The sequence below is a fragment of the Variovorax sp. PEI5 genome (assembly GCF_056679935.1).
The window spans coordinates 899,796-924,698 of record NZ_CM155257.1 but is presented as its reverse complement, the minus strand read 5'-3'; the positions used below and the strand labels follow the sequence as shown (position 1 = coordinate 924,698).

Below are 24,903 nucleotides of genomic sequence, written 5' to 3'. Positions count from 1 at the left end.
ACATCGAGAAACCGCCTCGCCCTCGGGCATACCCCGATGCGTAGTAAGCTGAAAGCACTCACACCTTGAAGGAGCTCCACGGCATGCCGGTCGTCTGCGAACACTGCGGAACGTCCAATCGCGCCACGGCGATGTTCTGCATCGGCTGCGCGGGTCGACTGCCGGCCTTCGTCGCGACCGGCCCCTCGGCGCTCGAGACCCTGGGCGTGACATCCGGCGCCATGCGCGGTCCGGCCGTGGGCGTGGCGCGGCCCGTGGGTGGCGTGGCCTCGGTGGCGGAAACGCCGGCGTTCTGGCTGACGCTGGGCGTGGCCGGTCTGGTCGCCCTCGCGGCGGCGGCTGGCTGGTATGTCCTGCGATCCCGCGACGGCACCGACGCATCCGCGCCCCGGGTCGAACGCCCGGCAGCGGAACGGCGCGTGGCGTCGGCTCCGGCCACGCCGGCCACTGCGGCCACTCCGGAATCCGGCGCGCGACCGGAGGCGGCCGCCACCGCATCGCCATCGGAGGCCAAGCCGGCCCCCTGGGAATGGCTGGACAAGGCGGAGGAACTGGTCGACGGCGTCACCAACCGGAGCACCACCCCGGCACCTTCCGCCCCGCCCCTGACCCCGCTGGTGCCCGCGCCGATGGCGCGCGACGATCTCGGCCCCGACACCCCGACGCGCGTCGTCGCCGCCTTCTATGGCGCCCTGGCGGCGGGCGACGGCCAGGCCGCGGCGGCGGTCATCACGCCGGCCAAGCGCGACATCGGCCGCTTCTCGGGAGCGCGCATGACGCAGTTCTATGGATCGTTCAACGAGCCCCTGGAGGTGCGCTCGATCCGGCAGATCGATGCCCAGGCCGTCGAGGCGCGCTACACCTATCGCGCGACGCGCACGGTGTGCGAGGGGGTCGCGCTGGTGCGGACCGAGCGCATCGGCGGGCAGACGGTGATCCGGAGCATCCGGGCCAACTGCTGAGTGCGCCGCCCCGGACTCAGATCATGCCGCCGTTGATCGAGATCACCTGGCCGGTGATGTAGGCGGCATCGGGACCGGCCAGGAAGCCCGTCAGCGCGGCCACCTCGTCGGGCGTCCCGGCGCGCTTCATCGGCACCATCTGCTGGATCACGGCCGGGTCGAACACGGCATCGGCCATCGGCGAGGCGATGATGCCCGGTGCGATCGCGTTGACCGTGACGCCGCGCGAGGCGACCTCGAGCGACAGCGACTTGGTGGCGCTGTTGAGCGCGCCCTTGGCGGCGGCATAGTTGACCTGGCCGCGGTTGCCGGTCAGCGAGGCGACCGAGGAGATGTTCAGGATGCGGCCCCAGCGCGTGCGCATCATCGGCAGCAGCAGCGGCTGGGTGACGCGGAAGAAGCCGTTGAGCGAGACGTCGATCACCTTGTGCCATTGCTCCGCCCGCATGCCGGGCATCACGGCATCGTCGTGGACGCCGGCGTTGTTGACGACGATCTGCACCGGACCACCCGCGAGCATGGCCGCGCAGCCGGCGGCCGTGGCCTCGTCGCTGCGCAGGTCGAAGACATGGCATTCGGCCGTGCCGCCGGCCGCGCGGAGGGTCTCGGCCAGGCTCTCGATGGCCTCGGGGCGCGAACTGGCGTGCAGCAGCACGGTGGCGCCGTCGCGGGCGAGGCGGTGGGCGATGGCGGTGCCGAGCGCACCGCTGGCGCCGGTGACGAGCGCGCGTTTTCCGAGGAGGGTCATGGGCAGTCGATGGACGAGTGACGAGGGTCGAAGGACGAAAGACGAGGGATGGCGGGCGTCGACGGGCCGGCGGGCTCAGCTGGTCTTGCCGTAGGGCGAAGGATAGAACCTGGACTTGCGCACCAGCCGCCCGAGGTTGTAGTACATCCGCGAGCCCGGCCGCGATTTGAGCAGACCCTCGAGCAGCCGGTCCTCGGCGACGATCTCCAGCGTGGCCGCCATGAATGTGTGCTGCGACGCCGCTCGCGTGTCGAGCAGCCGCACGCAGTGGTTGTCGCGCTCGCGATGGTCGTTGAGCAGCCAGTTCAGGATCACGCCCTTGGCGCAGCGCCGCGCCCGTTCGGCGCGCGGGTCGCCGATGGCGCGCAGCTGCCGCGCCATCTCCTGGTACATGAGCGGCCAGCAGTCGGTGGTGATGGGCTGCGAGTTCTGGGCGTCCTGGTCGGGATGGCGGCGCCAGTAGTTGATCGGCCGGTCGATCGCGTGGAGCTGCAGCTGCGAGGCGTTGGCGTAGATCCAGAGCCAGTCGTTGCCGCTGTGCGGACGCGCGACGAAGGGCATCTGCAATGCCTTGGAGCGGCGGATGATCGACAGCACCGGAAAACCCGGACCGTTCTCGATCGCATCGGCCACCAGGTCCGTCCACGGCATCGGACCGGACGGGAACTCGCGCAGCACGACGGCGTCGTCGATGTGCTCGGAGAAGGTGCAGAACGAGCCGAAGAAGACATCGATGGTCGGGTCGGTGCCGTAGGCATCCAGGAATCGCGTGTAGGCGTCCGGACAGACCAGGTCGTCGCTGCACAGGACCGAGACGAACTTGCCCCGGGCCAGTTCGATGCCGCGGTTCCAGTTGCCGAACAGGCCGAGGTTCTGCTCGTTCCTGACATAGCGGACACGCGGATCCCCGGTCGCGGCGCAGATCGATTCGAACTGGTCGTGGTCCGAGTTGTCGTCGACGACGACGATCTCGGTACAGCCCGCGACATCGCGCGCGGACTGCAGGGCCTCCCCGAATCCATAGATGCGCCGGTACACCGGCATGACGATCGAATATTCCGGGGGGATCATGGCTTTCAGGTGGCCGCAGCGGTTTTTTCCGATTTCCTCAGGATGGCGATCCGGAAGAAAAAATAGGCCGCATACATCGCCAGGGCCCACAACGCGTTCAACAACGAATAGATCAGCACGCCCTTGGCGTTGGACAGATCCAGGGTCGAGATCAGGAGGATCTGCATCAGGATGCTCAGACTGATGTTGATGACCGGCATGAGGATCCAGGTCCGCGAGATCAGCAGCGCGTAGACCACGCCGACGACCATGGAGATGCAGTTGCCCAGGACGCTCAGGAACAGTTCCTCGTTCAGGCCGCCATAGTTCTTGCCGAGCAGGAACAGCATCTGCTCCGGGAACAGGTAGGCCAGACCGGAGCCGATGACGCAGATCAGCACCAGCACCGCCATCACCAGGAAGAAGCTGCGCAGCAGGCCCGCCGCGCGCTCGGGCTGGCGCGCGAAGCGCGGGACGATCAGGGTCGAGAACATGGCGCCGACGACCGTCAGGATGGCCGCCAGCCGTCCCAACGCGCCGATCTGGGCGATCGACTCGGTGTTGCCGTAGATGGAGATCAGCCAGATCGACAGCTGGCTCGACAGGCAGTAGTAGATCGCGCCGGGCAGTGCCCGCTTCACCATCTTCAGGATGTCGGTCCGGATCTGCGCCTGTTCGGGCTGGGAGAAGTCGGTGAACTTCTCGGCGATCTTGCGCAGCTGGATGTTGGCCCAGATGCGTGGCAGGCCGTTGGCCAGGATGGCCATGGCGGCCCAGGGCAGCGCGAACAGGCCGATGCCCAGGAACACCAGGCGTCCGCCGTTGGCGACCAGCTGGTTCTTCTGCAAGGTCAGGATGTCCTGGTGCAGCTTGGACGGGATCTCGAGCAGGTCCTCGGTCAGCGAGGCGTAGAACGTCGGGCCCAGGGCCAGCAGGATCAGCAGCGAGAACTGCCATGCCGCGCCGTGCCGCGTCAGCAGCACGAACAGGATCGGGAACGATACCGCCAGGCTGATGAGCGCGAACTTGCGGCGCAGCGCGATGCCGGTGACGACGACCTTGCCGAGCGCCTGCTCGTCGCGCCAGTTCTTGGCGCCATGCGCCAGCACGCCGTTGGAGATGCCCGCGTCGGCCAGCGCCACCAGGGTGCCGAACATCGTGTAGGCCAGCGTGTAGTAGGCGTACTCCTCCGTCGTCAGCATGTGGACGATCAGGAAGCCGCTCAGCAGACCCAGGCCCTGGATCATCATCTGCGCGGAGCCCATGACCGAGATCAGCATGCCCCATTCGAAGATCTTGGAGTACCTGGGGTGTGATCGCACACGCCGCAGCAGCGTTTTCATTGAGTTTTCTTCACGGCAGCTTCGCCGATTTACAAACAGACACTTATTTTGCCCGTAGAAGGTGGAGGCAAGGATCGATTCAGGACCACGACGGCCCTTCCCTCGCACAGAAAGTGATCGTTCGCGTCTTTCACCACGAATTCATAAAGAATCTGTTGTGAATCACCCGACAGTCGGCGCGCCTCGATGTGCAGGTCGCCGGCGATGTCGTCGAAGCGTGCGACGCCGAAGCGCACATTGCGCGCGCTCGCCAGGAAACCCGCCGAGGGCTCGGCGTCGGGCGGCGCGAGCAGGCCGCCGTGCAGGGCCATGGCCTGCGCCGCGTACTCGACCAGATTGGGAGCCAGCAGGCCGCTGGCCGTGCGCAGCGGGTTGTCGGGACGCGCATGGCTGCCGGTCGTGCAGCGGATGGCCACGTCGTCCCAGGCTTCGAGGCGGTCGAGCAGGCACATGGTGCCGCTGTGGGGGATGCGCCGGGCGATGCCGGCGCGGTCGAGGGTCTGGGGTGGGGTCATGTCGGACGGGGTTGGGCGCCACCAGGGGCGGCGGGAAGATCGGCGACGAGCAGCACGTTGGCGAACGGCGTGCCCTCGCTCATCGGCAGGCTCTGGACGGTGAAGCCGAGGCGGGCCAGCAGCGCCATCCATTCGGGCAGGGTGCGGCCCCAGGTCGGCGAGACGCGATGGCCGCGCACGCGCGTCACGGTGCGGTCGACCCACTGGCTGACCGCGAAGCCGCGCGCGCTCGACGCGTCGCCGATGCGCAGCAGCAATCGTCCGCCCGGGCCGAGCGCGTCGCGCACCCGGCGCAGCACCTCCTCCTGCGCCGGCAGGTCGACGTAGTGCAGCACGTCCAGGATCACCACCAGGTCGCAGGCCGGCAGCTCGGCGCGGCACATGTCGGCGCACACGAGGTTCGGCGGCGGCCGCAGGTGGCGCAGCGACTCCCGCGCGCGCGCGACGTCCTTGGGCATCAGCTCGATGCCGGTGTAGTCGATCCGCGCCGGCGTGGCGCTCCAGCGCGCCGGCCATTCGCTGCGGGCCTGCATCGCCGCGGCCACCGACAGCAGGCTGGCGATCAGGCTCTGGCCGCTGCCGATGTCGACCACGCGGGCGCGCTGCGGACCGACCAGCCCGCGCTCGATCAGGCCGCGGAAGACCGGGTCGCGGCCGAGCTTGCCGCGCGCGAAGTGCCAGGCGAAGCGGCCGGCCTGGCGATAGGGCGCGGTGGCGTCGTCGTGCAGGCGGTGCCAGGCGGCATCGGCGGCGGGTGGCTGGGTACCGGCGGGCGCGGCGGCGGGTTGAGCGCCGGCGGGCGCGGCGCGTGGCGATGCGTCGACCTTCATTCGGTGAGTCCCTGGTTCAAGGTGACGGCATGCAGGCCGTCGGTTGCGAAACGTTCGAGCAGGCGCGGCAGCACCTCGAGCACCACCGGCCGCCCTGCTGCCGTGCGCGCGGCGTTGCCGTCGTGCAGCAGCAGGATGTCCCCGGGCGCGAGATCGCGCGTCAGCCGGTCCAGCACCCGCCGCGGATCGCGCTCGCGGGTGTCGAATCCGCGGCGCGTCCAGCTCACCAGCCGCAGGCCGAGCCGGTGCAGCACCGGGGCGAGGAACGGATTGCGCAGGCCGGCGGGGGCGCGGAAGCAGGTCGGCGTCTCGCCCGTGATGTCCGCCAGCAGCGACTGCGCGCGCGAGATCTCAGCCACGTAGCGGCGCGGACCGAGGAAGGAGAAGTCGTGGCGATGGCGCGCAGTGTGGTTCTGCACGCTGTGGCCGCGCTCGACGATCTCGCGCGCCAGCCGGGGATGGGCCAGCGCGCGCTCGGCGATGCAGAAGAAGGTCGCCCGCTGGCCCTGCGCGTCGAGCAGGTCCAGCACCCGTGGCGTGACCTCGGGGTCGGGGCCGTCGTCGATCGTCAGCGCGATCTCGCGCCGGCCGGCGGCGGCGGCGGGCAGCCGCGTGACGTTGTCGCCCAGCCACCGGCTGCGCGGCGTCAGGCCGATGCCGGTGATGAGGGCATGGTTCAGCGCCACCGCCCCGATCGCCCAGGGCAGCGCGCCGGGCACGCCCACGGCGGCACCCAGTGCCACGGCATGCAGGCCGGCGCTGGCGGTCACCAGGGGCGGCAGCGGCCAGCGCCCGGGCGCCGGGACGATGGGATGCGGGGCTCGGTCGGAGGAGGACATGGCGGGCTGGATCGGTGGGCGGATATGGCGTGTGCGGCGAGGACGCGGAAGTGGCGATGCGGGTGGGCGGGCTGGCTGGAGCGGACGGCGCGGCGACGGGCGGGCGGCGGAGCGTCGGGACGCGCTCGTCGGTCCCCGGCTCAGCGCGGTCCCGCAGCCGGCGCGTCGACATGGCCGGCCGGGCCACCGGCCGGCGCGCCACGCGCGAACGCCGCCGACAGCAGCAGCGCCAGCAAGGCCCCCGGCGCCACCACGCGCCCGATGGCCGACAGGGCCGGGATGTCGGAGATGGCGATCAGGCCGAAGGACACCACGGTCGTCAGGTTGGCCAGCATCAGCGAGGCCAGGGTGTCCTCGTCGGCGCGACCGGTGACGCGCAGCTGGTCGAAGAACAGCGCGTAGTTGGAGCCGACCGCCACGATCAGCAGCAGGCCCACCAGGTGCAGGATGCCCAGCGGCACCTGCAGCGCCGCCATGCCGCCGAGGGTCAGGATCACCGCGAGCAGCAGCGGCTGGCACACCGCCACCAGCCGTCGCAGCGAGCGCAGGTAGAGCCCCAGCAGCACCACCACCGCCGTCGCGCCCAGCAGCACCTGGACGAAGGCCTCGTGCAGGTAGCGGTCGTAGAGGCTGCCGAGCTCGCGGCCGATGTCGACCACCTGCACCTGCGGCAACGGCGCCAGCGCGGCGACCAGCCCGGCGGACTCGAAGCGCTCGGTCGGATGCAGCGCGATGAGCGAGGCCCAGCCACCGCCCGGCCGCTCGAACAGCAGCGCCCGCACCACCGGCGCCAGCGCGCTCTCGCCGAAATCGGCCCGCGTGAGGGGTGGCAAGGCACGCGCCGCCTCGACGGCGGCGACGAAGGGTTCCAGGCGACCGGGCGCCAGCGGCAGGCCGACGCTGGCTTCGGCCAGCCGAGCGCGCAGGATCGTCGCGTCCGGCAGGCTGGCCAGACGGGCGCGCTGCGTGGCCTCGCTCGGCAGCAGCCGGGCGACGCTCTCGTAGCCGGCGAGCTGTCCCTGCGCCACCAGGGCGTCGAGCCGCTCGCCGGCGGCCTCGGTGGCGCGCAGCGCGGACTGCAGGTCGTCGCTCTGCACCACCACCAGGGTGCCGCCGTCGCTGGCGCCGATGTCCTCGCGCAGGCTGGCGTCGAGCGCCAGCGCGGCTGGCGCGATCGGACTCATCGAGGCCAGGTTGGCGCGCCACAGGTGGCCACCCTGCCAGGCCATCAGACCCAGCGCGCCCAGTCCCAGCACCACGAAGGCCAGACGCAGGCGCGGCAGCAGTCGCACGATGCCGCCGGCGAGTTGTGCCATGCGGTGGCGCATGCCCATGCCGGTGGCGCCATCGGGCGCCAGCACCGGCAGGCCGTGGCGCGTGACGAAGGCGGCGGCCACCAGGCCGGCGATCGAGAACACGCCCAGCTGCGCCAGGCCCGGGAAGCCCGAGAACAGCAGTGCCGCGAAGCCCACCACCGAGGTCAGCAGCCCGAGCCGCACGGTCGGCCAGTTCAGGTCGCGCCAGCGCTGCCAGCCGGTGCCCGGGAGCGCCGCGCCACGGGCCTGGATCAGGTAGTAGATGGCGTAGTCGACGGTCTCGCCGATCAGCGTGCTGCCGAAGCCCATCGTCAGCCCGTGCACCGAGCCGAAGACCAGCCCCACCGTCGCGGTCCCGGCCACCACGCCGGTGAGCACCGGCAGCACCGCGATCACCAGCGCGCGCGGCGAGGCGAAGGCCAGCAGCAGCAAGGCGCCCATCACCAGGGCGCCGACGATGGCCAGGTGGACCGCCTCGCCCTTGATCTTGTCCCGGCTCTCGACCGAGAACACGGGCGTGCCGCTCAGCAGCAGCCGGGGCGCCGTGGCCGTGGCGCCCGCGGCGCCGGAGGCGGGACCGGCGGCGGACGACGCCGCGACGGCACGGTCGAATTCGCTGCGGATGCGCGCCACCGCCTGCGCCTGGGCATCGATGTCGCTGCCCGAGGCCCGGGTCGTCGCCAGCAGCAGCGCGCGCGGCGTCGTGCGCGACACCCAGACGCCCTCCTCGGTGCGCGGCGAGGTCGCCGGGATCAGCATCTCCGCGACGCGCGCGGTCTCGCCGGTCGGGTCGCGCTCGAACAGCGGCCGCATCAGGTTGCCCGCCGGCGTGCCCAGCATCGAGATCGTGTCGGTGATGGCGTCGCGCAGGCCGTCGACCTCGAAGCGCTCCGGCGAGACATCCGGCGAGAGCTGGTAGCGGCGGTCGAAGACCAGCGTGCCGGCCTCCTGCCAGTCGGAGGTGTCGCCGTTCTGCACCTGTTCGTAGAGTCCGCTCGCGCGCATCGCGCGGCCCAGCGCGCGCGAGATGTCGGCCCGCTGCGCCGCGCCGCTGCCGCCCTCCACGCCCACCATCAGGGTGCGCGAGGCGACGCCGCTCTGCAGCTGCTCGATCAGGACCCGCTGACGCGCATCGGGGCTGGCGGGCAGGAAGGCCGAGAGATCGGCGCTGAAGGGCGTGCGCGCGATCACCGCCACGCCGGCCAGCATCGCCGCCAGCCACGCGAGCAGCACCAGCGCGCGCCGCAGCCGCCCCGGTCCCGCATCCATCGGGGGCGCTGGCACGCGCGAACCGGCGGGCCGCCTCATCGGTTGGGCGAGATGGTCATGACCGAGCGGTCGCCGCCGCGGAACTCCATCTCGACGCCCAGCACCTCGCCACCGCGCCCGCTCAGGCGGAAGCCGTCGATCTGCGCCGCCAGGCGGGCATCGACCGGCGCCAGGTCCAGCGTCCACTGCGCGGCGGTGCCATCGAGCCTGGGCTTGAAGTAGCGCGTCAGGACCGACGAGTTGCCCGCCAGCGTGGCGCGCATCGCCTCGACCAGGCCGAGCAGCTCGGGCACGCTGTCGAGCGTCATGGAGCGGGTGCGGCCGCTGCGCGTGAGCGTCAGGTTGTTGCCATCCACGGCCATGGTCTCCGGCCGGGGCGAGGTGGTGCGGCGCACCAGCTGGTCGGGCGCCGTGAAGCTGAGGGTGCCGCTGGCCTGGAGCGGACCGTCGAAGCCGCGCACGTAGCGCTGCTCGACGAAGCGGGCCTCGGCCTGCTTCTGCCGCGACAGCAGGCCCATGAGTTCGGGCAGGTCGAAGGCCCAGGCCGGTGCCGCGGCCAGCCACAGCAGCGCGGCGAGGGCCGCGCAGCGGCTGGCGCGGCGGGTCGGCCGCAGCGGATCAAGGCGTGTCTTCGAGCCAGAAATCATGGAAGTTGAACCAGTTGTAGGGGTGGGCGCGACACAGCGCTTCGAGTCGCGCGACATAGGCTTCGACCGCCGTCCGGATGCGCCGTTCGCGTTCCGCCGGGTCCTTCACGCGCTCGCTGAAATCCATCAGCGGGTCGAACGTCACATCGTAGCGGCCGCCGCCGAGGTAGACGCCGGCCATGAAGAACACCTGGCGCCGCAGCATCGCCGCGAGCCGGAACGGACCGTCGTTGAAGGCGGCCGGCCGGCCGAGGAAAGGCACCATGACCGTGCCGCCGCGATGCTCGCGCGGCGGCGCCGACGGACCGTCGTCGGCCGGCAGGGTGCGATCGGCCAGCATGCCGCCGAGCCCGCCGCCATCGAGCCAGTCGCGCAGCGCGAGCATCGAATGCGGCTGGCCCAGGGCGATGACGTGCGGACGCATCGCCGGCACGCTGATCGCGTCCAGGATGGCGACGATGCGCCGCGCGTTGCCGGTGAACATCAGCATCGCCACGCGCAGCGCCTCCTGATCCGCGCTCTGCTGCTTGCAGGCGCCCAGGGCCTCGAAGCTGCCGAAGTGCGCGCCGATCAGGAAGGCCCCCCGGCCGGCGACGGCCTCGGCCTCCACCGGCGCGTGCCCGGTGACGCGGACGTCGAACAGGTCGAGCCGCCCGCGCAGCAGGTAGGTGCGGTCGAGCACGGTCGAGGCGAACGAGTGGAAGAGCCGATAGGCATCGAGCCAGCCGGCGCGCGGTCCGATGGCGCGCCGCAGGTAGCGCATGACATGGCGACGCTGCGCCGGCGCGAAGACCAGGAAATAGGCGCACACGGGCGGCAGCAGCCAGCGCGTGGCGCGGCGGCCGAACGTCAGCGCGACCCAGCAGATGAAGCGCAGCGCCAGCATGTTGCTGCGCTCGGGCATGCGGGTCCAGTCGCCCGCCGTCTGCTCCATCAGCCGTGCTCCGCCGGCGCCGGGGCGGTGGCGCCCGCGACCCAGCGCCCGCTGGCGGCCACCGTGTCGCCCTGGCGCACCTCGAAGCGCACGCCGCGCGCGGCGCCGGTCTCGGGCAGCAGTTCGATCAGCAGTTCGCTGCCCGGGCGCACCGGCGCCAGGAACTTGACGGCGGCGAGTGTCGGCATCGCGCCGAGTCGCGCGACCATCGCCGGCACCCGCCGCAGGACCTCGGTCACCTCGGCCACCAGCAGCGCGCCCGGCAGCAGCGGCTGGCCGGGGAAATGGCCGGCGAAGGCCGGATGGTCGAGCGGCACCTCGTGCGTCACGCGCACGGGGGTGTCGTCGCCGGCGAGCTGCGCCAGCGCGAACTCGCGCAGGGCGCGCGCCGTCAGCTTGCCGGTGCCCTCGCGCGGCAGCGCCGCCACGTGCACCACGCGCCGTGGCACGAACACCGATTCGATGCGCTGGCGCAGCGCCGCGACCACCGCCGCCGCGTCGAGCGTCGGCGCGACGACGAAGGCCACCGGCCGCACCACCGCGTCGGCCTGCTCGTCGGGCAGCCAGAAGGCGCCATCGGCGATGCCGGCGATGCTGTTGAGGTGGTAGTTCAGGTGCCCGAGCGAGCTGCGCTTGCCGGCCACGTGGATCAGGTCGTTGGAACGCCCGAGCAGGCGGAAGCGCCGGTCGTCCAGCAGCTCCAGCACGTCGGCCATCGGGGTCGGCTGGGGAATGAAGTCGCCCTCGAAGACGAAGCGCTCGGTGGCGCCGGGACCGGCCGCCGGCTCCGCGCCTTTGGCCGCCGTCTCGGCGCGCACCCGGATCCCGCCGAAGTTCTCCCAGACCTCGCTGACCGTCGGCCGCCGCGCGGCGACCTGGCCCGATTCGGTGCTGCCATAGATCTCGACCAGCACGCCGCCCATGGCCGCCTCGGCCTGCGCCGCGAGCTGCGGCGACAGCGGCGCGGTGGCCGACAGGATCAGCTCGACCGGCGGCAGCTCGATGCCCGAGAGCAGCAGCGTCTTCAGGTGGAACGGCGTGGTGACCAGCGCGCGCGGCCGGGGCACCGAGGCCAGCGCGGCGGCGATGTCGGCCGGGAAGAACGGCCGGCCGCTGTCGAACGCGGCGCCACCCAGCAGCGCCAGCAGCGCCGAGGATTCGAGGCCGTAGCTGTGCTGCACCGGCACGGTCGCCACCAGCGTCAGGCCGGCCATCGAGGGCCGATCGATCCATTGGGCCAGCCGGCCGACCGCCGCGGCGACATCGCCGCACAGGGTGGTCCAGCGCTTGGCGTGCGGCTGCGGCACGCCGGTCGAGCCGGAGGTCAGCAGGCTCACCGCATGCAGCTCCGCCGGGATGCCGGGCACCGCGAGCGTCGTCTCGGCCCCCTCCCCCGCGGTCGTCACCCGGGCGCCGCCGGCACCGGCGGCGCCGAACGGCACCAGCACCCGCGGCAGGCCGGGCAGTTCCAGCGAAGGCTCGTCGGTCAGCGCGACCAGGTCGCCATGCGACTGCCGCAGCCGCGCGAGCGTGTCGGGCCGGGCATCGGGCGGCAGCAGGCTCGGCTGCCCGCGCACCAGCGCGGCGCCCAGCGCGACGGCGAAGGCATAGCGGTCGTTGCACAGGTTGATGACCGGTCCGCCGGCCGGCATGCGCGCGGCGATGCCGGCCGCCAGCCAGGCCACGTCGGCCAGGAAGGTGCGCGCGCTCACGGGCGTGCCGGCGCACCAGGCCAGCGGCGCGTCGAGGTCGCGCTCCGCCAGCAGCGGCAGCAGCGGCGCCGGCAGGCCGGCGGCGGTCGTGGACGTCATGGTGGACGAGGAAGGGGTGGGAGTGGAAGACGGATCGTTCGACATGCCGGGGCCTGCGGGTGCTGGGGAGTCTGCGGGATGGGGACGCGGGATGGACGGGCGGGAAAAGGATGAAAAGGGTCGCTCGAGGGTGCCGGGCGTCGCGCGGGTCCGCGGGGGATCGGCCGATCGCGCGGTCGCCGGCTCCCTCAGGACTTGGCCGGTGGCTCGGCGACCGAGGACACGCCGTAGAAGGCCCGCACCGCATCGATCATGCGGGTGCGCTGGAATTCAGGATGGATCCGATGCCGCAGCAGATGCTCGCCCACGAACAGCACGCCCACCAGCACCGGACTGACGACGTTGGCCCACAGCGACCAGGCCGCGAACGGCAGCCACAGGTAGATCGCGATCGACCCCAGCGCCGTCAGCGCGAAGTAGCCGGTCCAGACCCACGTGACCTGGCGCGTGTATTCGCGCAGGCCGGGCTCCATCGGCTGGACGCGACTCGCGAACTCGCCGATCAGGGACAGCCGGTCGCCACGCAGGGTGCCGCCGAACCAGCAGCCGAGGACGGCGTTGATGCCGAAGTGCTGCAGCACGTACAGCCGGTCCGGATCGCCCACCGCGCCATCGGCGATCAGCCAGACGGCCGCGCCACCGGCGACCACTGCCGCCGCCACGCCCCAGGCGCCGAAGCGCGCCCCACCCAGGCCCAGCGCGGTCAGCCAGAGCGGGCCGAGCAGCACCGCCATGGCCCATGGCGCATGCGGATGGCGGACCATCATCCAGTGGGAGAGGCCGGCGTAGGCGATGCCCGCCAGCAGCATCGAGGCCAGGCGCCAGCGCGACATGCGTCAGTCCGGCAGCCGGCGAGGCTCGCGCGGCCGGGCCGGCGCCGAAATCGGCCGCGCGTGCGGGCGGGCCATTCAGGCGGCCGCGGCGCGGTTCTGCTCGACGTGCGTGGCGAGCGTGCGCAGCGACTGGAAGATCTGCTGGTTGCGTTCGTCGTCGGAGCGCAGCTGGAAGCCATAGCGGCGCGAGACCTCGAGGGCCACCTCCAGGATGTCGATCGAGTCCAGGCCCAGGCCCTCGCCGTAGAGCGGTGCGTTGGGATCGACCTCGGCGGCAGCGACTTCGAGGTTGAGCGAATCGACCAGCAGGACGGCGAGCTCGTGCTCCAGGGGCGTCTGCCCGGAAGGACTGTCGACGGCGGAAACGGTGGGGGGAATCGATGACACGCAAGCTCCTGAAAACGAGGACGAGGAATGCCCGCGAGGGCGCCGAATTATAGGAGGCCACTTTCGCTAGACTGGCCGGCCCGACCACGCCGGAGTCTCCATGGCCGAACCGCTCCTGATCGCCCGCCACGGCGCGACCGAATGCTTCCTGCTGCCCGGAATGGCGAACCGCCACGGGCTCATCACGGGCGCCACCGGCACCGGCAAGACGGTGACGCTGCAGACCCTGGCCGAGCGGCTCTCGGGCCTCGGCGTGCCGGTGTTCGTCGCCGACGTCAAGGGCGATCTCGCGGGCATCGGCCAGCGTGGCGCGATCGGCGGCAGGCTGGCCGCGACGCTGGCCGAACGCGGCATCGAGCCACCCGCTCCCCTCGCCTGCCCGGTCGCGCTGTGGGACGTCTTCGGCGAGCAGGGCCACCCGGTGCGCGCCACGGTCTCCGACATGGGGCCCCTGCTGCTGGGCCGCATGCTCGACCTCAACGAGACCCAGGCCGGCGTGCTCGACCTGGTGTTCCGCATCGCCGACGACCATGGCCTGCTGCTGCTCGACCTGAAGGACCTGCGCGCGATGCTGCAGCACGTCGGCGACAACGCCAGCCGCTTCACCACCGCCTATGGCAACGTCAGCGCGGCGAGCATCGGCGCCATCCAGCGTGGGCTGCTGCGCATCGAGGGCCAGGGCGGCGATCGCTTCTTCGGCGAGCCGATGCTCGACATCCAGGATTTCATGCAGACGGTCGACGGCCGCGGCGTGGTCAACGTGCTGGCGGCCGACCGGCTCATGAACGCCCCGCGCCTCTACGCCACCTTCCTGCTGTGGATGCTGTCGGAACTGTTCGAGCAGCTGCCGGAGATCGGCGATCCGGAGCAGCCCCGGCTGGCCTTCTTCTTCGACGAGGCGCACCTGCTGTTCAAGGACGCGCCCAAGGCGCTGGTCGAGCGCATCGAGCTGGTCGTGCGGCTGGTGCGCTCCAAGGGCGTCGGCGTCTACTTCGTGACGCAGAACCCGCTGGACATCCCCGATGCCGTGCTGGCCCAGCTCGGCAACCGCGTCCAGCACGCGCTGCGCGCCTTCACGCCGCGCGACCAGAAGGCCGTCAAGGCGGCGGCCTCGACGATGCGGCCGCACCCCGGCCTCGACCTGGAAGCCGCGATCACCGAACTCGCCGTCGGCGAGGCCCTGGTCAGCCTGCTCGACGAGAAGGGCCGCCCGAGCGTGACCGAGCGCGTGTTCGTGCTGCCCCCGGGCAGCCGGCTCGGCCCGCTCACGGCCGACGAGCGCCAGGCCTTGCGGGCCGGCTCGCTGGTCGCGGGCGTCTACGAGCAGACCGTGGACCGGGAATCGGCCTACGAGAAACTGCAGGAGCGCACGACCGCCACGTCCGGCGCCCCGAGCCCGTCGCCGCCGGCCACCCCCGCATCGTCGCCGGCGCCCGAGGACTCCGGCGCGGCCGGTGGCGGACTGATGGGTGGCCTCAACGACCTGCTGTTCGGCCATACCGGACCGCGCGGCGGCAAACATGACGGCCTGGCACAGACCATGGCGCGATCGGCCGTGCGCACCATCGGCACCAGCGTCGGGCGGGAGATCCTGCGCGGCGTGCTCGGCGGCATCTTCGGCGGCAAGAAGCGCCGCTGACCCCACCTAGCCGGCCGCCGCGCGCGTCGCCATCGCCTGGCGCAGCACGCGCGACAGGGCCTCGACGGAATAGGGTTTCTGCACCAGCTCGAAGCCGCGCGAGCCCTGCTCGACCAGGGCGGTGCTGTAGCCACTGGTCAGCACCACCGGCAGGCCCGGATAGCGCTCGCGCACCCGGCGGGCGAATTCGACGCCATCCATGCCCGGCATGATCACATCCGAGAACACCAGGTCGAAGCGCAGGTTGTCCTCGGCCAGCAGCGCCAGCGCCTGCGCGGCGTCGGTGGCCCAGGTGGTGCGATAGCCGAGGTCGTGCAGCACCTCGGTCGAGAAGCGTCCGACCGCCTGGTCGTCCTCCACCACCAGCACCGAGGTCCCGGCGCCGGGCGACGACGCCGGATCCGGCGCGGCATCCCCGGACATCGCCGGCGGCACGACGCCGCTGGCGCGCGGCAGGTAAAGCGTGAAGGCGGCGCCGGCTCCGAGCTCGCTCGCCACCCGCACGTCGCCCCCCGACTGCTGCGCGAAGCCATGCACCTGGCTCAGGCCGAGCCCGGTGCCCTTGCCCACGCCCTTGGTGGTGTAGAACGGCTCGAAGACGGCACCCAGTTGCCCGGGGGCGATGCCGGTGCCGGTGTCGGCGACCGTGACGGCCACGTAGCGGCCCGCCGCGCCGACGTGGCCCGGCGCGGGTGGCAGGGCATCGACCCCGGCGACACGCAGGGTCAGGCGGCCCTCGCCGTCCATGGCATCGCGCGCGTTCACCGCCAGGTTCATCAGGGCGGTGCCGAACTGGTTGATGTCGGCCTTGGCCAGGCAGCCGCTCGCGATGCCCTCGATCCGGATCTCGATCCGGGCGCCGACCAGAGGGCGGATCAGCTCGGCCACCGATTTCACCTGGCTCGTGACATCGAACACCTCGGGCCGCAAGGGCTGCCGGCGCGCGAACGCCAGCAGCTGGGCGGTCAGCCGGGAAGCGCGGCGCACGGTGTCGGCGATGGCATCCATGTAGCGATGGCGCCGCGCCTCGGAGACATCGTGGCGGCGCATCAGCTCGACCGACGAGCCGATGACGGTCAGCAGGTTGTTGAAGTCGTGCGCGATGCCGCCGGTCAGCTGGCCGACCGCCTCCAGCTTCTGCGATTGCCGCAGGGCGTCCTGCGCCCGCATCAGGTCGGCCGTGCGTTCCTCGACGCGCTGCTCCAGCGTCTCGTTGAGGCGGCGCAGCCCGGCCGTGGCCGTCACGCCCTCGGTCACCTCGTAGCCGCCGCAGAAGAGGCCATGGATGGCGCCGGTCTCGTCGAAGGTCGGCTGGCACAGCAGATCGATGTACCGGTCCTGGGCATCGCCGCTCAGGCGCAGCGGGTGGCTGCGCACCACGTTCGGCCGGCCGGTGGCATAGACCGCGTCGATCATCTCGTAGAAGCCCTGCGACGCCAGTTCCGGGAAGACGTCGCGCACCGTGCCACCGATGAAGTCGCGCTCGCCGGCGATGCGCCTGAAGGCATCGTTGACATAGGCGAAGACATGCCCCGGTCCCGTGGTCACGGCGACGAAGCCCGGCATCTGCTGCAGCAGGCGCTGCTGGCGCTCGCGCTCGCGCATCGCCTGGCGCCGGCCTAGCACCTGGGCGGTGACGTCGGTGGTGGTGCACAGCATGCCGATCACCCGGGCCTCCTCGTCGCGCAATGGCTGGTAGGTGAAGGTCCACCAGGTCTCCTCCGGATAGCCGTTGCGCGTCATGGTCAGCGGCATCTCGTCGAAGCGGCTGCCGACGCCGGCCAGGGCCCGCTCGACGATCGGCTCGATGTCCGCCCAGACATCGGGCCAGACCTCCCTGAAGGGCTGGCCCATCGCCGAGCCGACGCGCGCGCCCAGCATCGGCGCATAGGCCGCGTTGAAGAAGAAGCGCAGGTCGGCACCCCAGGCCATGCACATCGGCTGTGGCGAGTCGAGCCAGGTCGCCAGGGTGCTACGGACGACGGCCGGCCAGCGATCCGGGTGCCCCAGGGGGGTGGTCGTCCAGTCGCGTCCGGCGAGCAATGCGCCAAGGGCGTCCTGGATCGGGGGGAAGGCCGGGATGTCTGACGTCATGGTGGCAGGAGCAACAATTGAGAAGGACGGCACCGCCGGCACGGGCGCTCCCGATCTCCCGACTTGGCGTAGGCGAGTTTCGTCAACTCGCCACACCGCACCCAACCGGTGCCAAGGACCACTAGGATGCGCCCACAGACCATCGATCGCCGATCACGGCGACAGGACCCGGTCTGGTTCACCTTCAGGAATCTCGTCACATGCAAGTCACCACCCGCCTCCGCTCCATCGCCACCATCGCCGCCGTCGCCGCCTGCAGCACGGTCTTCGTCGGCTGCACGACCACGCGCCCGGGCGACATGGGATCGAACGCCTCCAGCCGCTCGTCGCTCGACGCCCAGGCCGATGCCGCGCTGTCCAAGCTGTACTCGACCGTGCCGGGCTCGCGCGAACTGGTCGCCAAGTCGCAGGGTGTCCTGGTGTTCCCGGCCGTCGTCGGCGCGAGCCTGGGCGTCGGCGCCGAATACGGACGCGGCGTGCTGCGCACCGGCGGCCGCACGCAGGCCTACTACAGCACCACGGCCGGCTCCATCGGCTTCCAGGCCGGTGCCCAGTCCAAGGCGGTGATCTACCTGTTCACCACCCAGGAATCGCTGATGAAGTTCCGCAACAGCAAGGGCTGGACCGCCGGCGCCGACGCCACCGTCGCCCTGGCCACGATCGGTGCCAATGGCGCGGTCGACACCAACACCATCCGCCAGCCGGTGGTGGGCTTCGTGCTGACCAATGTCGGCCTGGAAGCCGGCGTGTCGGTGCAGGGCGCCAAGATCAGCGAGATCTCGCTCTAAGCAGCCTCCTCCCGGGGTTCCGAGCCAGGGCCGGTGACCGGCCCGCGCGATGCGCGGGTCCGGTGACCGGCCCTTAGCCTTTTCGCATTTCGGGTCGTCGCCCGTTCCCATGCTCCAATCCGACCGGATGACGTCCTCCACACCACCCGCGCCCCCTCGTCCGGCCGGATCCGGCGCGCGGGTCCTGCCGGCCCTGCTGCTGTCGATCCTGCTGACGGCCTGCGGTCTGGCCCGCCCGCCGGCGGCGGTCGACATGCCCGCGCCGGTGCGCTGGAACGCCTCGCCAGCGACGCCCGAATCCGCCGCGCCGGCGCCGGCGCCGGTGGCCACGGCGGGCGTCCCGGCCGCCGACCTGCCCCATGGTGGCTCGACGGCGGCGCTGGCGGACTGGTGGCGGCAGTTCGACGATCCGCTCCTGGGCCTGCTCATCGATGCCGCGCAGGCCGCCAGCCCGAATGTCGCCAGCGCCGCCGCGCGCATCGCCGAGGCCCGCACGGCGCGCACGCAGGCCGGCGCGGCGCTGCTGCCCACGCTCGACGGCACGCTGTCGGCGCAACGCAGCAACTCCCCCTTCGCCACCGGTGTCGCCGCCGGCGGCGATGGCGCCTCGCTGCCGGGCCTGACGACCTTGCAGGCCGCCGCGCAATCGCGCTGGGAACTCGACCTGTTCGGCGGCCTGCGCGCCGGCCGCGATGCCGCCGATGCGCGACTGCGCGGTGTCGATGCGCGCTGGCACGACGCCCGCGTCGCCGTGGCGGCGGAGACCGCCAACCTGTATTTCGCCGAACGGGCCTGCCGGCGCCAGCTCGCCGTGGCCGGCGACGACACCCGCTCGCGCGGCGAGACCGCCCGCCTCACCGACCTGTCGGCCCGCGCCGGCTTCACGGCACCGGCGAGCGCCGCGCTGGCCCGGGCCAGCGCGGCCGATGCCTCGGCGCGGCTGACGCAGCAGCGCGTGCAGTGCGCCCTGCTGCGCAAGGGACTGGCGGCGCTGACGGCGATCGACGGCGTCGCGCTCGATGCCCGGCTCGATGCCGCGCCCGCCGATCGCGGCGCGCCACCGGTGACGGCCATCGCCAGCGTGCCGGCCCGGGTGCTGGCCCAGCGCCCCGACGTCTATGCCGCCGAGCAGGCCGTGGCGGCGGCCAGCGCCGATGTCGGCGTCGCCGAGGCCCGACGCTATCCCGGCCTCGCGTTGCAGGGCTCGATCGCCGCCCTGCAGCTGCGCAGCGGCGGCGTGCACCAGTCGCTGCAGACCTGGACCATCGGCCCGGTGGCGATCAGCCTGCCGATCTTCGATGGCGGCATCCGCGCGGCCAATGCGCGGGGCGCCCGCGCCCGCTACGAGGAGGCCGTGGCGCTCTACCGTGCCGGCGTGCGCCAGGCGGTCCGCGAGGTCGAGGAGGCGCTGGTGAACCTGGAGGGCACCGGAGCCCGCGCCGGCGACGCCGATACCGCCGTGCGCAACTACCAGGTCTCGTTCGACGCCACGCAGGCCCGCTACGACAGCGGGCTGGCCACCCTGTTCGAACTGGAGGACGCGCGCCGCACCCTGTTCGCGACCCAGACCGCGCGCGTGGCGCTGCAGCGCGAACGCGCCGAGGCCTGGGTGGCGCTGTATCGCGCCACCGGCGGCGGCTGGACGCGCCCGGACACCGGCACGGCCACCGCCCCATCGCTCCCGCCCCTCCCGACCTCCGCCACGCCCCCATGAAGACACCGTCCCGTTCCACCCTGATCGTCCTGCTCGCGGCCCTGCTCGTGGTGGCTGGCGGCGTCGCCTACTGGCTGGCGCGCGAGCGCCGGCTCGCGCAGGAGACGGCGCCGCCGCCGCGCCCCGTGCTCACCGTCACGGTCGCGGCGCCGGAGATCACCGAGCTCACCGTCACCCTGGCGGCCAATGGCAATGTCGCCGCCTGGCAGGAGGCCATCGTCGGCTCCGAATCGAACGGCCTGCGGCTGGCCGAGGTGCGCGTCAACGTCGGCGACGTGGTGCGGAAGGGCCAGGTGCTGGCGCGCTTCGCGCCCGAGACCATCGACGCCGATGTCGCCCAGTCGCGCGCCGCCCTGGCCGAGGCCCGCGCCACCGCCGCCGATGCCGCCGGCAATGCCGCGCGCGCCCGCACCCTGGCCCAGACCGGCGCCCTGAGCCAGCAGCAGATCAACCAGTACCAGACCGCCGAGCAGACCGCCCGGGCGCGCGTGACGGCCGCCGAGGCGGTGCTGGCGGCGCAGCAGGTGCGCGGGCGCAACACCCGCGTGCTGGCGCCGGACGACGGCGTCATCTCGGCCCGCGTGGCGACGGTGGGCGGCGTGGTGGGCGCCGGCACCGAACTGTTCCGCCTGATCCGCCAGGGCCGCCTCGAGTGGCGCGCCGAGGTCACGGCGGCCGAGCTCGGCCGCCTCGCCGTCGGCACGCCGGCGGTGGTGACGAGCCCGGGCGGCGCGCAGGTGCGCGGCCGCGTCCGCAGCATCGCGCCGACCGTCGACCCGCAGACGCGCGCCGCGCTGGTGTATGTCGACCTGCCGGCCGTCACGCAGGATCCGGTGACCGGCGGCGGCGGCAGCTTCAAGGCCGGCATGTTCGCGCGCGGCGACTTCCAGCTCGGCCAGACCCGCGCCGCCACCGTGGCGCAGACCTCGGTGGTGCCGCGCGATGGCTTCAACCACCTGATGCTGATGCAGCCCGACGGCCGGGTCGCGCAGCTGAGGATCGAGACCGGACGCCGCGTCGGCGACCGGGTCGAGGTGCTGACGCCGCTGGCGGCCGACGCGCGCGTGGTCGTGCAGGGCGCCGGCTTCCTCAACGACGGCGACCTGGTGCGGGTGGCGCCATGAACGTCTCGGCCTGGTCGATCCGCAACCCGATCCCGGCGGTGATGCTGTTCGTGCTGCTGACCTTCGGCGGCCTGCTGTCCTTCAACGCCATGAAGGTGCAGAACTTTCCCGACATCGACCTGCCGACGGTGACCGTGTCGGCGGCGCTGCCGGGGGCGTCGCCATCCCAGCTGGAGACCGATGTCGCGCGCAAGCTGGAGAACTCGATCGCCACCGTCACCGGCCTGAAGCACATCACGACCAAGGTGCAGGACGGCGCGGTGACGCTGATCATCGAGTTCCGGCTGGAGAAGCCGGTGCAAGAGGCGGTCGACGACGTCCGCTCGGCGGTGCAGCGCGTGCGCGCCGACCTGCCCGCCGACGTCCGCGATCCGGTCATCACCAAGCTCGACTTCGCGGCCCAGCCGGTGCTGGCCTTCACCATCGCGTCCTCGAGGATGGACGACCAGGCGCTGTCCTGGTTCGTCGACAACGACGTGACGAAGAAGCTGCTGGCGCTGCCGGGCGTGGGCGCCGTCAACCGCGTGGGCGGCGTCACGCGCCAGGTCCACGTCGATCTCGATCCGGCGCGGCTGCAGGCGCTGGGCGCCACCGCCGCCGACATCTCGCGCCAGCTGCGGCTGGTGCAGACCGAGAGCGCGGGCGGACGCGCCGACCTGAGCGGCAGCGAGCAGCCGGTGCGCACGCTGGCCACGGTGCGCTCGGCCGACGCCCTGCGCGCCATCCAGATCCCACTGTCGGACGGCCGCCGCATCCGGCTCGACCAGGTGGCGCGCATCACCGACACCATCGCCCAGCCGCGCGCGGCCGCCCTGCTCGACGGCCGGCCGGTGGTCGGCTTCGAGGTCGCGCGCAGCCGGGGCCAGAGCGAGGTCGCGGTCGGCGCGCTGATCCAGCAGGCACTGGTGGAGCTGCGCGCGCAGCACCCGGACATCCAGCTCACCGAGGCCTTCAACTTCGTCGAGCCGGTGCAGGAGGAGTACGACGGCTCGCTGCACCTGCTCTACGAGGGCGCGATCCTGGCGGTGGTGGTGGTGTGGCTGTTCCTGCGCGACTGGCGCGCGACCTTCGTCTCGGCCGTCGCGCTGCCGATGTCGGTGATCCCGGCGTTCATCGGCATGCATCTGCTGGGCTTCTCGATCAACGTCATCTCGCTGCTGGCGCTGTCGCTGGTGATCGGCATCCTGGTGGACGATGCCATCGTGGAGGTGGAGAACATCGTGCGCCACCTGCGCATGGGCAAGAGCCCCTACGACGCGGCGATGGAGGCGGCCGACGAGATCGGGCTGGCGGTGATCGCCACCACCTTCACGCTGATCGCGGTGTTTCTGCCGACCGCCTTCATGAGCGGCGTGGCGGGCAAGTTCTTCAAGCAGTTCGGCTGGACCGCCTCGCTGGCGGTGTTCGCCTCGCTGGTGGTGGCGCGGGTGCTCACGCCGATGATGGCGGCCTACCTGCTCAAGCCGATCGTCGGCCAGGAGAAGGAGGCCGGCTGGCTGCGCGTCTACATGCGCATGGCCGAGTGGTGCATGCGCCACCGGTTGATCACGATGGCGCTGGCGACGCTGTTCTTCGCCGGTTCGCTCGCCATGATCCCGCTGCTGAAGACCGGCTTCATCCCGCCGGACGACAATTCGCAGACGCAGGTCTACCTCTCGCTGGCGCCCGGCGCCACGCTGGCGCAGACCCGCGCCACGGCCGAGGAGGCGCGCACCCGCCTGATGCGCGTCGAGCACGTACGCAGCGTCTACACCACGGTGGGCGGCGGCAGCGCCGGCGGCGACCCCTTCGCCGGCTTCAGCACGCCCGAGACCCGCAAGGCGACGCTCACCATCAAGCTCGATGCGCGCGGCGAGCGGCCGCGCAAGCAGGTGATCGAGGACCACATCCGCCAGGCGCTCGAGTCGCTGCCGGGCGTGCGCAGCACCGTCGGGCTGGGCGGCTCGGGCGAGAAGTACGTGCTGGCGCTGAGCGGCGAGGACCCGGTGGCGCTGACCGGCGCCGCGCGCGCCGTCGAGCGCGACCTGCGCACCATTGCCGGCCTGGGCGCGATCACCTCGACCGCCAGCCTGATCCGCCCCGAGATCGCGGTGCGCCCGGACTTCGCGCGCGCCGCCGACCTGGGCGTGACCAGCTCGGCGATCGCCGAGACGCTGCGCATCGCCACGGTCGGCGACTACGACCAGCTGCTGCCCAAGCTGAACCTGGCCCAGCGCCAGGTGCCGATCGTGGTGAAGCTGGAGGATTCGGCGCGCCAGGACCTGGCGGTGCTGGAGCGCCTGGCCGTGCCCGGCGCGCGCGGGCCGGTGATGCTCGGCCAGGTCGCCGCCCTGACGATGGAGGGCGGGCCGGCCGTGATCGACCGCTACGACCGCTCGCGCAACGTCAACTTCGAGATCGAACTCTCCGGCGTCGGGCTGGGCGATGCCAAGACGGCGGCCATGGCGCTGCCCTCGATCCGCACCCTGCCCCCGGGCGTGCGCGTGGCCGAGGTCGGCGATGCCGAGGTCATGACCGAACTGTTCAACAGCTTCGGCCTGGCGATGCTGACCGGCGTGCTGTGCATCTACATCGTGCTGGTGCTGCTGTTCAAGGACTTCCTGCACCCGGTGACCATCCTGTGCGCGCTGCCGCTGGCGCTCGGCGGCGCCTTCGTCGGCCTGCTGCTGGGGCAGAAGGCGCTGTCGATGCCCTCGCTCATCGGCCTGATCATGCTGATGGGCATCGCGACCAAGAACTCGATCCTGCTGGTGGAGTACGCGATCGTGGCGCGGCGCGGCAACGATGGCGCCGACGGCCATCCGGTGGTCGCGCCGATGAGCCGCTGGGACGCCCTGCGCGACGCCTGCCACAAGCGCGCCCGGCCGATCGTCATGACCACCATCGCCATGGGCGCGGGCATGATGCCGATCGCCTTCGGCTGGAGCGCGGCCGACTCGAGCTTCCGCTCGCCGATGGCGATGGCGGTGATCGGCGGCCTGATCACCTCGACCGTGCTGAGCCTGCTGGTGGTGCCGGCGGTGTTCACCTATGTCGACGACTTCGAGCAGTGGATCCGCCGCACCCTCAGTCGACCTTGGCGCCCGAGGCGCTGACCACCGCGCCCCACTTCTCGACGTCGGCCGCCAGCAGGGCCGCGAACTCGGCCGGGGTGGTGGCATAGGGCTCGGCGCCCTGGCCGGCGAAGCGCTCGGCGGTGTCGGCCTGGCGCAGCACCGTGTTGACGTCGCGGTTGATCTTCTCGGCGATCTCGCGCGGCAGCTTGCGCGAGGCCATCAGGCCGAACCACGGATTGACGTCGAAGCCCGGCAGGCCGCTCTCGGCCACGGTGGGTATGGCGGCGAACGACGGCGCGCGGCGCCGGCTGGTGACGGCGATGGGCTGCAGCGTGCCGTTCCTGATCTGGCCCGCGACCGAGGGCAGGCTGGTGAAGACGACGTCGATCTGCCCGCCCAGCAGGTCCTGCAGCGCCGGCGCCGCGCCGCGATAGGGCACGTGGGCCAGCTCGACCCCGGCCGCGCGCGCGAACATCTCGCCGAGCAGGTGGTTGACCGAGCCGTTGCCGGCCGAGCCGTAGGTGATCCGGCCGTGGCGCGCGGCATCGGCCAGGGCGCCGACCGTGCGCAACGGCGTGCCGGTCTTGGCGACGAGCACGAAGGGCACGGTCGCCAGCGTGGCCACCGGCAGGAAGTCGCGCCCCGGATCGAAGGGCAGGCCCTTGTAGAGCGCGCCATTGATGGCCTGCGTGCCGACATAGGTCATCAGCAGGGTGTAGCCATCGGCCGGCGCGGCCAGCACGGCCTCCATGCCGACGTTGCCGCCGGCGCCGGCGCGGTTCTCGACCACCACCGGCTGCCCCCACATCTCGGAGAGCTTCTGGCCGGCCACGCGCGCCAGCGTGTCGGAGGCGCCGCCCGGCGTCTGCGGCACGACGATCCTCACCGGCCGCGAGGGATAGGTCTGCGCGCCGGCGGGCAGCGCCCAGGCGAATGCGCCTGCCGCGAGCAGGCACGTGAGGGTCCGTCTTTTCATGAGATGTCCAGCGATGTCCAGCGCGAGA

20 protein-coding genes are annotated in these 24,903 nt (G+C 72.1%); 6 read left to right on the top strand and 14 right to left on the bottom strand.

Features of this window, described 5'->3' with window-relative positions:
* The first annotated feature begins 65 nt into the window (after nucleotides 1–65).
* Nucleotides 66–962 (top strand): DUF7577 domain-containing protein, encoded by an 897-nt coding sequence (locus AC1MLT_RS04265; RefSeq protein ID WP_481034034.1) that lies wholly within the window; start codon nucleotides 66–68, stop codon nucleotides 960–962.
* 16 nt (nucleotides 963–978) lie between these two features.
* On the opposite strand, the gene fabG is transcribed toward AC1MLT_RS04265, so the two are convergent.
* The 12 genes from fabG to AC1MLT_RS04205 form a co-directional block, all read right to left on the bottom strand.
* A complete protein-coding gene (fabG, locus tag AC1MLT_RS04260) occupies nucleotides 979–1,710 on the bottom strand; it encodes a 3-oxoacyl-ACP reductase FabG (protein ID WP_481034033.1) in 732 nt (243 codons plus the stop codon).
* Between the two features lie 75 nt (nucleotides 1,711–1,785).
* Entirely contained in the window at nucleotides 1,786–2,781 is a 996-nt protein-coding gene (locus AC1MLT_RS04255) for a glycosyltransferase family 2 protein (protein ID WP_481034032.1), read from the bottom strand.
* Nucleotides 2,782–2,786: 5 nt separating this feature from the next.
* Nucleotides 2,787–4,103 carry a lipopolysaccharide biosynthesis protein gene (locus AC1MLT_RS04250; protein WP_481034031.1) on the bottom strand — a complete coding sequence of 439 codons (1,317 nt, stop codon included), beginning with the start codon at nucleotides 4,101–4,103 and terminating at the stop codon, nucleotides 2,787–2,789.
* Between the two features lie 29 nt (nucleotides 4,104–4,132).
* A complete protein-coding gene (locus AC1MLT_RS04245; RefSeq protein ID WP_481034030.1) occupies nucleotides 4,133–4,618 on the bottom strand; it encodes a hotdog family protein in 486 nt (161 codons plus the stop codon).
* Nucleotides 4,615–5,448 (bottom strand): class I SAM-dependent methyltransferase, encoded by an 834-nt coding sequence (locus AC1MLT_RS04240; RefSeq protein ID WP_481034029.1) that lies wholly within the window; start codon nucleotides 5,446–5,448, stop codon nucleotides 4,615–4,617. The genes AC1MLT_RS04245 and AC1MLT_RS04240 overlap by 4 nt, the downstream gene beginning before the upstream one ends.
* A complete protein-coding gene (locus AC1MLT_RS04235; RefSeq protein ID WP_481034028.1) occupies nucleotides 5,445–6,287 on the bottom strand; it encodes a polysaccharide deacetylase family protein in 843 nt (280 codons plus the stop codon). The genes AC1MLT_RS04240 and AC1MLT_RS04235 overlap by 4 nt, the downstream gene beginning before the upstream one ends.
* A gap of 140 nt (nucleotides 6,288–6,427) precedes the next feature.
* Nucleotides 6,428–8,872 carry an MMPL family transporter gene (locus AC1MLT_RS04230; RefSeq protein WP_481034027.1) on the bottom strand — a complete coding sequence of 815 codons (2,445 nt, stop codon included), beginning with the start codon at nucleotides 8,870–8,872 and terminating at the stop codon, nucleotides 6,428–6,430.
* Between the two features lie 35 nt (nucleotides 8,873–8,907).
* A complete protein-coding gene (locus AC1MLT_RS04225) occupies nucleotides 8,908–9,519 on the bottom strand; it encodes a LolA-related protein (RefSeq protein WP_481034026.1) in 612 nt (203 codons plus the stop codon).
* Nucleotides 9,491–10,453: an LpxL/LpxP family acyltransferase gene (locus AC1MLT_RS04220; protein WP_481034025.1), complete on the bottom strand. Its 963-nt coding sequence runs from the start codon at nucleotides 10,451–10,453 to the stop codon at nucleotides 9,491–9,493. The genes AC1MLT_RS04225 and AC1MLT_RS04220 overlap by 29 nt, the downstream gene beginning before the upstream one ends.
* Complete coding sequence (locus AC1MLT_RS04215; RefSeq protein WP_481034024.1) at nucleotides 10,453–12,264, bottom strand: ApeI family dehydratase; 1,812 nt, start codon at nucleotides 12,262–12,264, stop codon at nucleotides 10,453–10,455. The genes AC1MLT_RS04220 and AC1MLT_RS04215 overlap by 1 nt, the downstream gene beginning before the upstream one ends.
* 188 nt (nucleotides 12,265–12,452) lie before the next feature.
* The gene (locus tag AC1MLT_RS04210; RefSeq protein WP_481034023.1) at nucleotides 12,453–13,097 is read right to left on the bottom strand and encodes a COG4648 family protein; all 645 of its coding nucleotides are present in this window, start codon (nucleotides 13,095–13,097) and stop codon (nucleotides 12,453–12,455) included.
* A 75-nt stretch (nucleotides 13,098–13,172) separates the two neighbouring features.
* Nucleotides 13,173–13,484: a phosphopantetheine-binding protein gene (locus tag AC1MLT_RS04205; RefSeq protein ID WP_481034022.1), complete on the bottom strand. Its 312-nt coding sequence runs from the start codon at nucleotides 13,482–13,484 to the stop codon at nucleotides 13,173–13,175.
* Between the two features lie 100 nt (nucleotides 13,485–13,584).
* On the opposite strand from AC1MLT_RS04205, the gene AC1MLT_RS04200 reads away from it, so the two are divergent.
* Nucleotides 13,585–15,123: a helicase HerA-like domain-containing protein gene (locus AC1MLT_RS04200; protein ID WP_481034021.1), complete on the top strand. Its 1,539-nt coding sequence runs from the start codon at nucleotides 13,585–13,587 to the stop codon at nucleotides 15,121–15,123.
* 6 nt (nucleotides 15,124–15,129) lie between these two features.
* Here the strand turns inward: AC1MLT_RS04200 and AC1MLT_RS04195 are convergent, their stop codons facing one another.
* Nucleotides 15,130–17,217, bottom strand: a complete 2,088-nt coding sequence (locus AC1MLT_RS04195; RefSeq protein WP_481034020.1) for a PAS domain-containing protein — start codon at nucleotides 17,215–17,217, stop codon at nucleotides 15,130–15,132.
* 200 nt (nucleotides 17,218–17,417) lie between these two features.
* Between AC1MLT_RS04195 and AC1MLT_RS04190 the strand changes: the two genes are divergently transcribed.
* From AC1MLT_RS04190 to AC1MLT_RS04175, 4 genes are all read left to right on the top strand, one after another.
* Complete coding sequence (locus AC1MLT_RS04190) at nucleotides 17,418–18,005, top strand: BPSL1445 family SYLF domain-containing lipoprotein (protein ID WP_481034019.1); 588 nt, start codon at nucleotides 17,418–17,420, stop codon at nucleotides 18,003–18,005.
* Between the two features lie 127 nt (nucleotides 18,006–18,132).
* On the top strand, nucleotides 18,133–19,719 hold the full coding sequence (locus AC1MLT_RS04185; protein WP_481034018.1) for an efflux transporter outer membrane subunit: 1,587 nt from the start codon (nucleotides 18,133–18,135) through the stop codon (nucleotides 19,717–19,719).
* Nucleotides 19,716–20,843, top strand: a complete 1,128-nt coding sequence (locus AC1MLT_RS04180) for an efflux RND transporter periplasmic adaptor subunit (RefSeq protein ID WP_481034017.1) — start codon at nucleotides 19,716–19,718, stop codon at nucleotides 20,841–20,843. Before AC1MLT_RS04185 ends, AC1MLT_RS04180 begins: the two co-directional genes overlap by 4 nt.
* Nucleotides 20,840–23,938, top strand: coding sequence for an efflux RND transporter permease subunit (locus AC1MLT_RS04175; protein WP_481034016.1), 3,099 nt, complete (start codon nucleotides 20,840–20,842; stop codon nucleotides 23,936–23,938). The genes AC1MLT_RS04180 and AC1MLT_RS04175 overlap by 4 nt, the downstream gene beginning before the upstream one ends.
* On the opposite strand, the gene AC1MLT_RS04170 is transcribed toward AC1MLT_RS04175, so the two are convergent.
* Nucleotides 23,910–24,875, bottom strand: coding sequence for a Bug family tripartite tricarboxylate transporter substrate binding protein (locus tag AC1MLT_RS04170; RefSeq protein ID WP_481034015.1), 966 nt, complete (start codon nucleotides 24,873–24,875; stop codon nucleotides 23,910–23,912). The two genes, AC1MLT_RS04175 and AC1MLT_RS04170, sit on opposite strands and share 29 nt — an antisense overlap.
* Nucleotides 24,876–24,903: the final 28 nt, after the last annotated feature.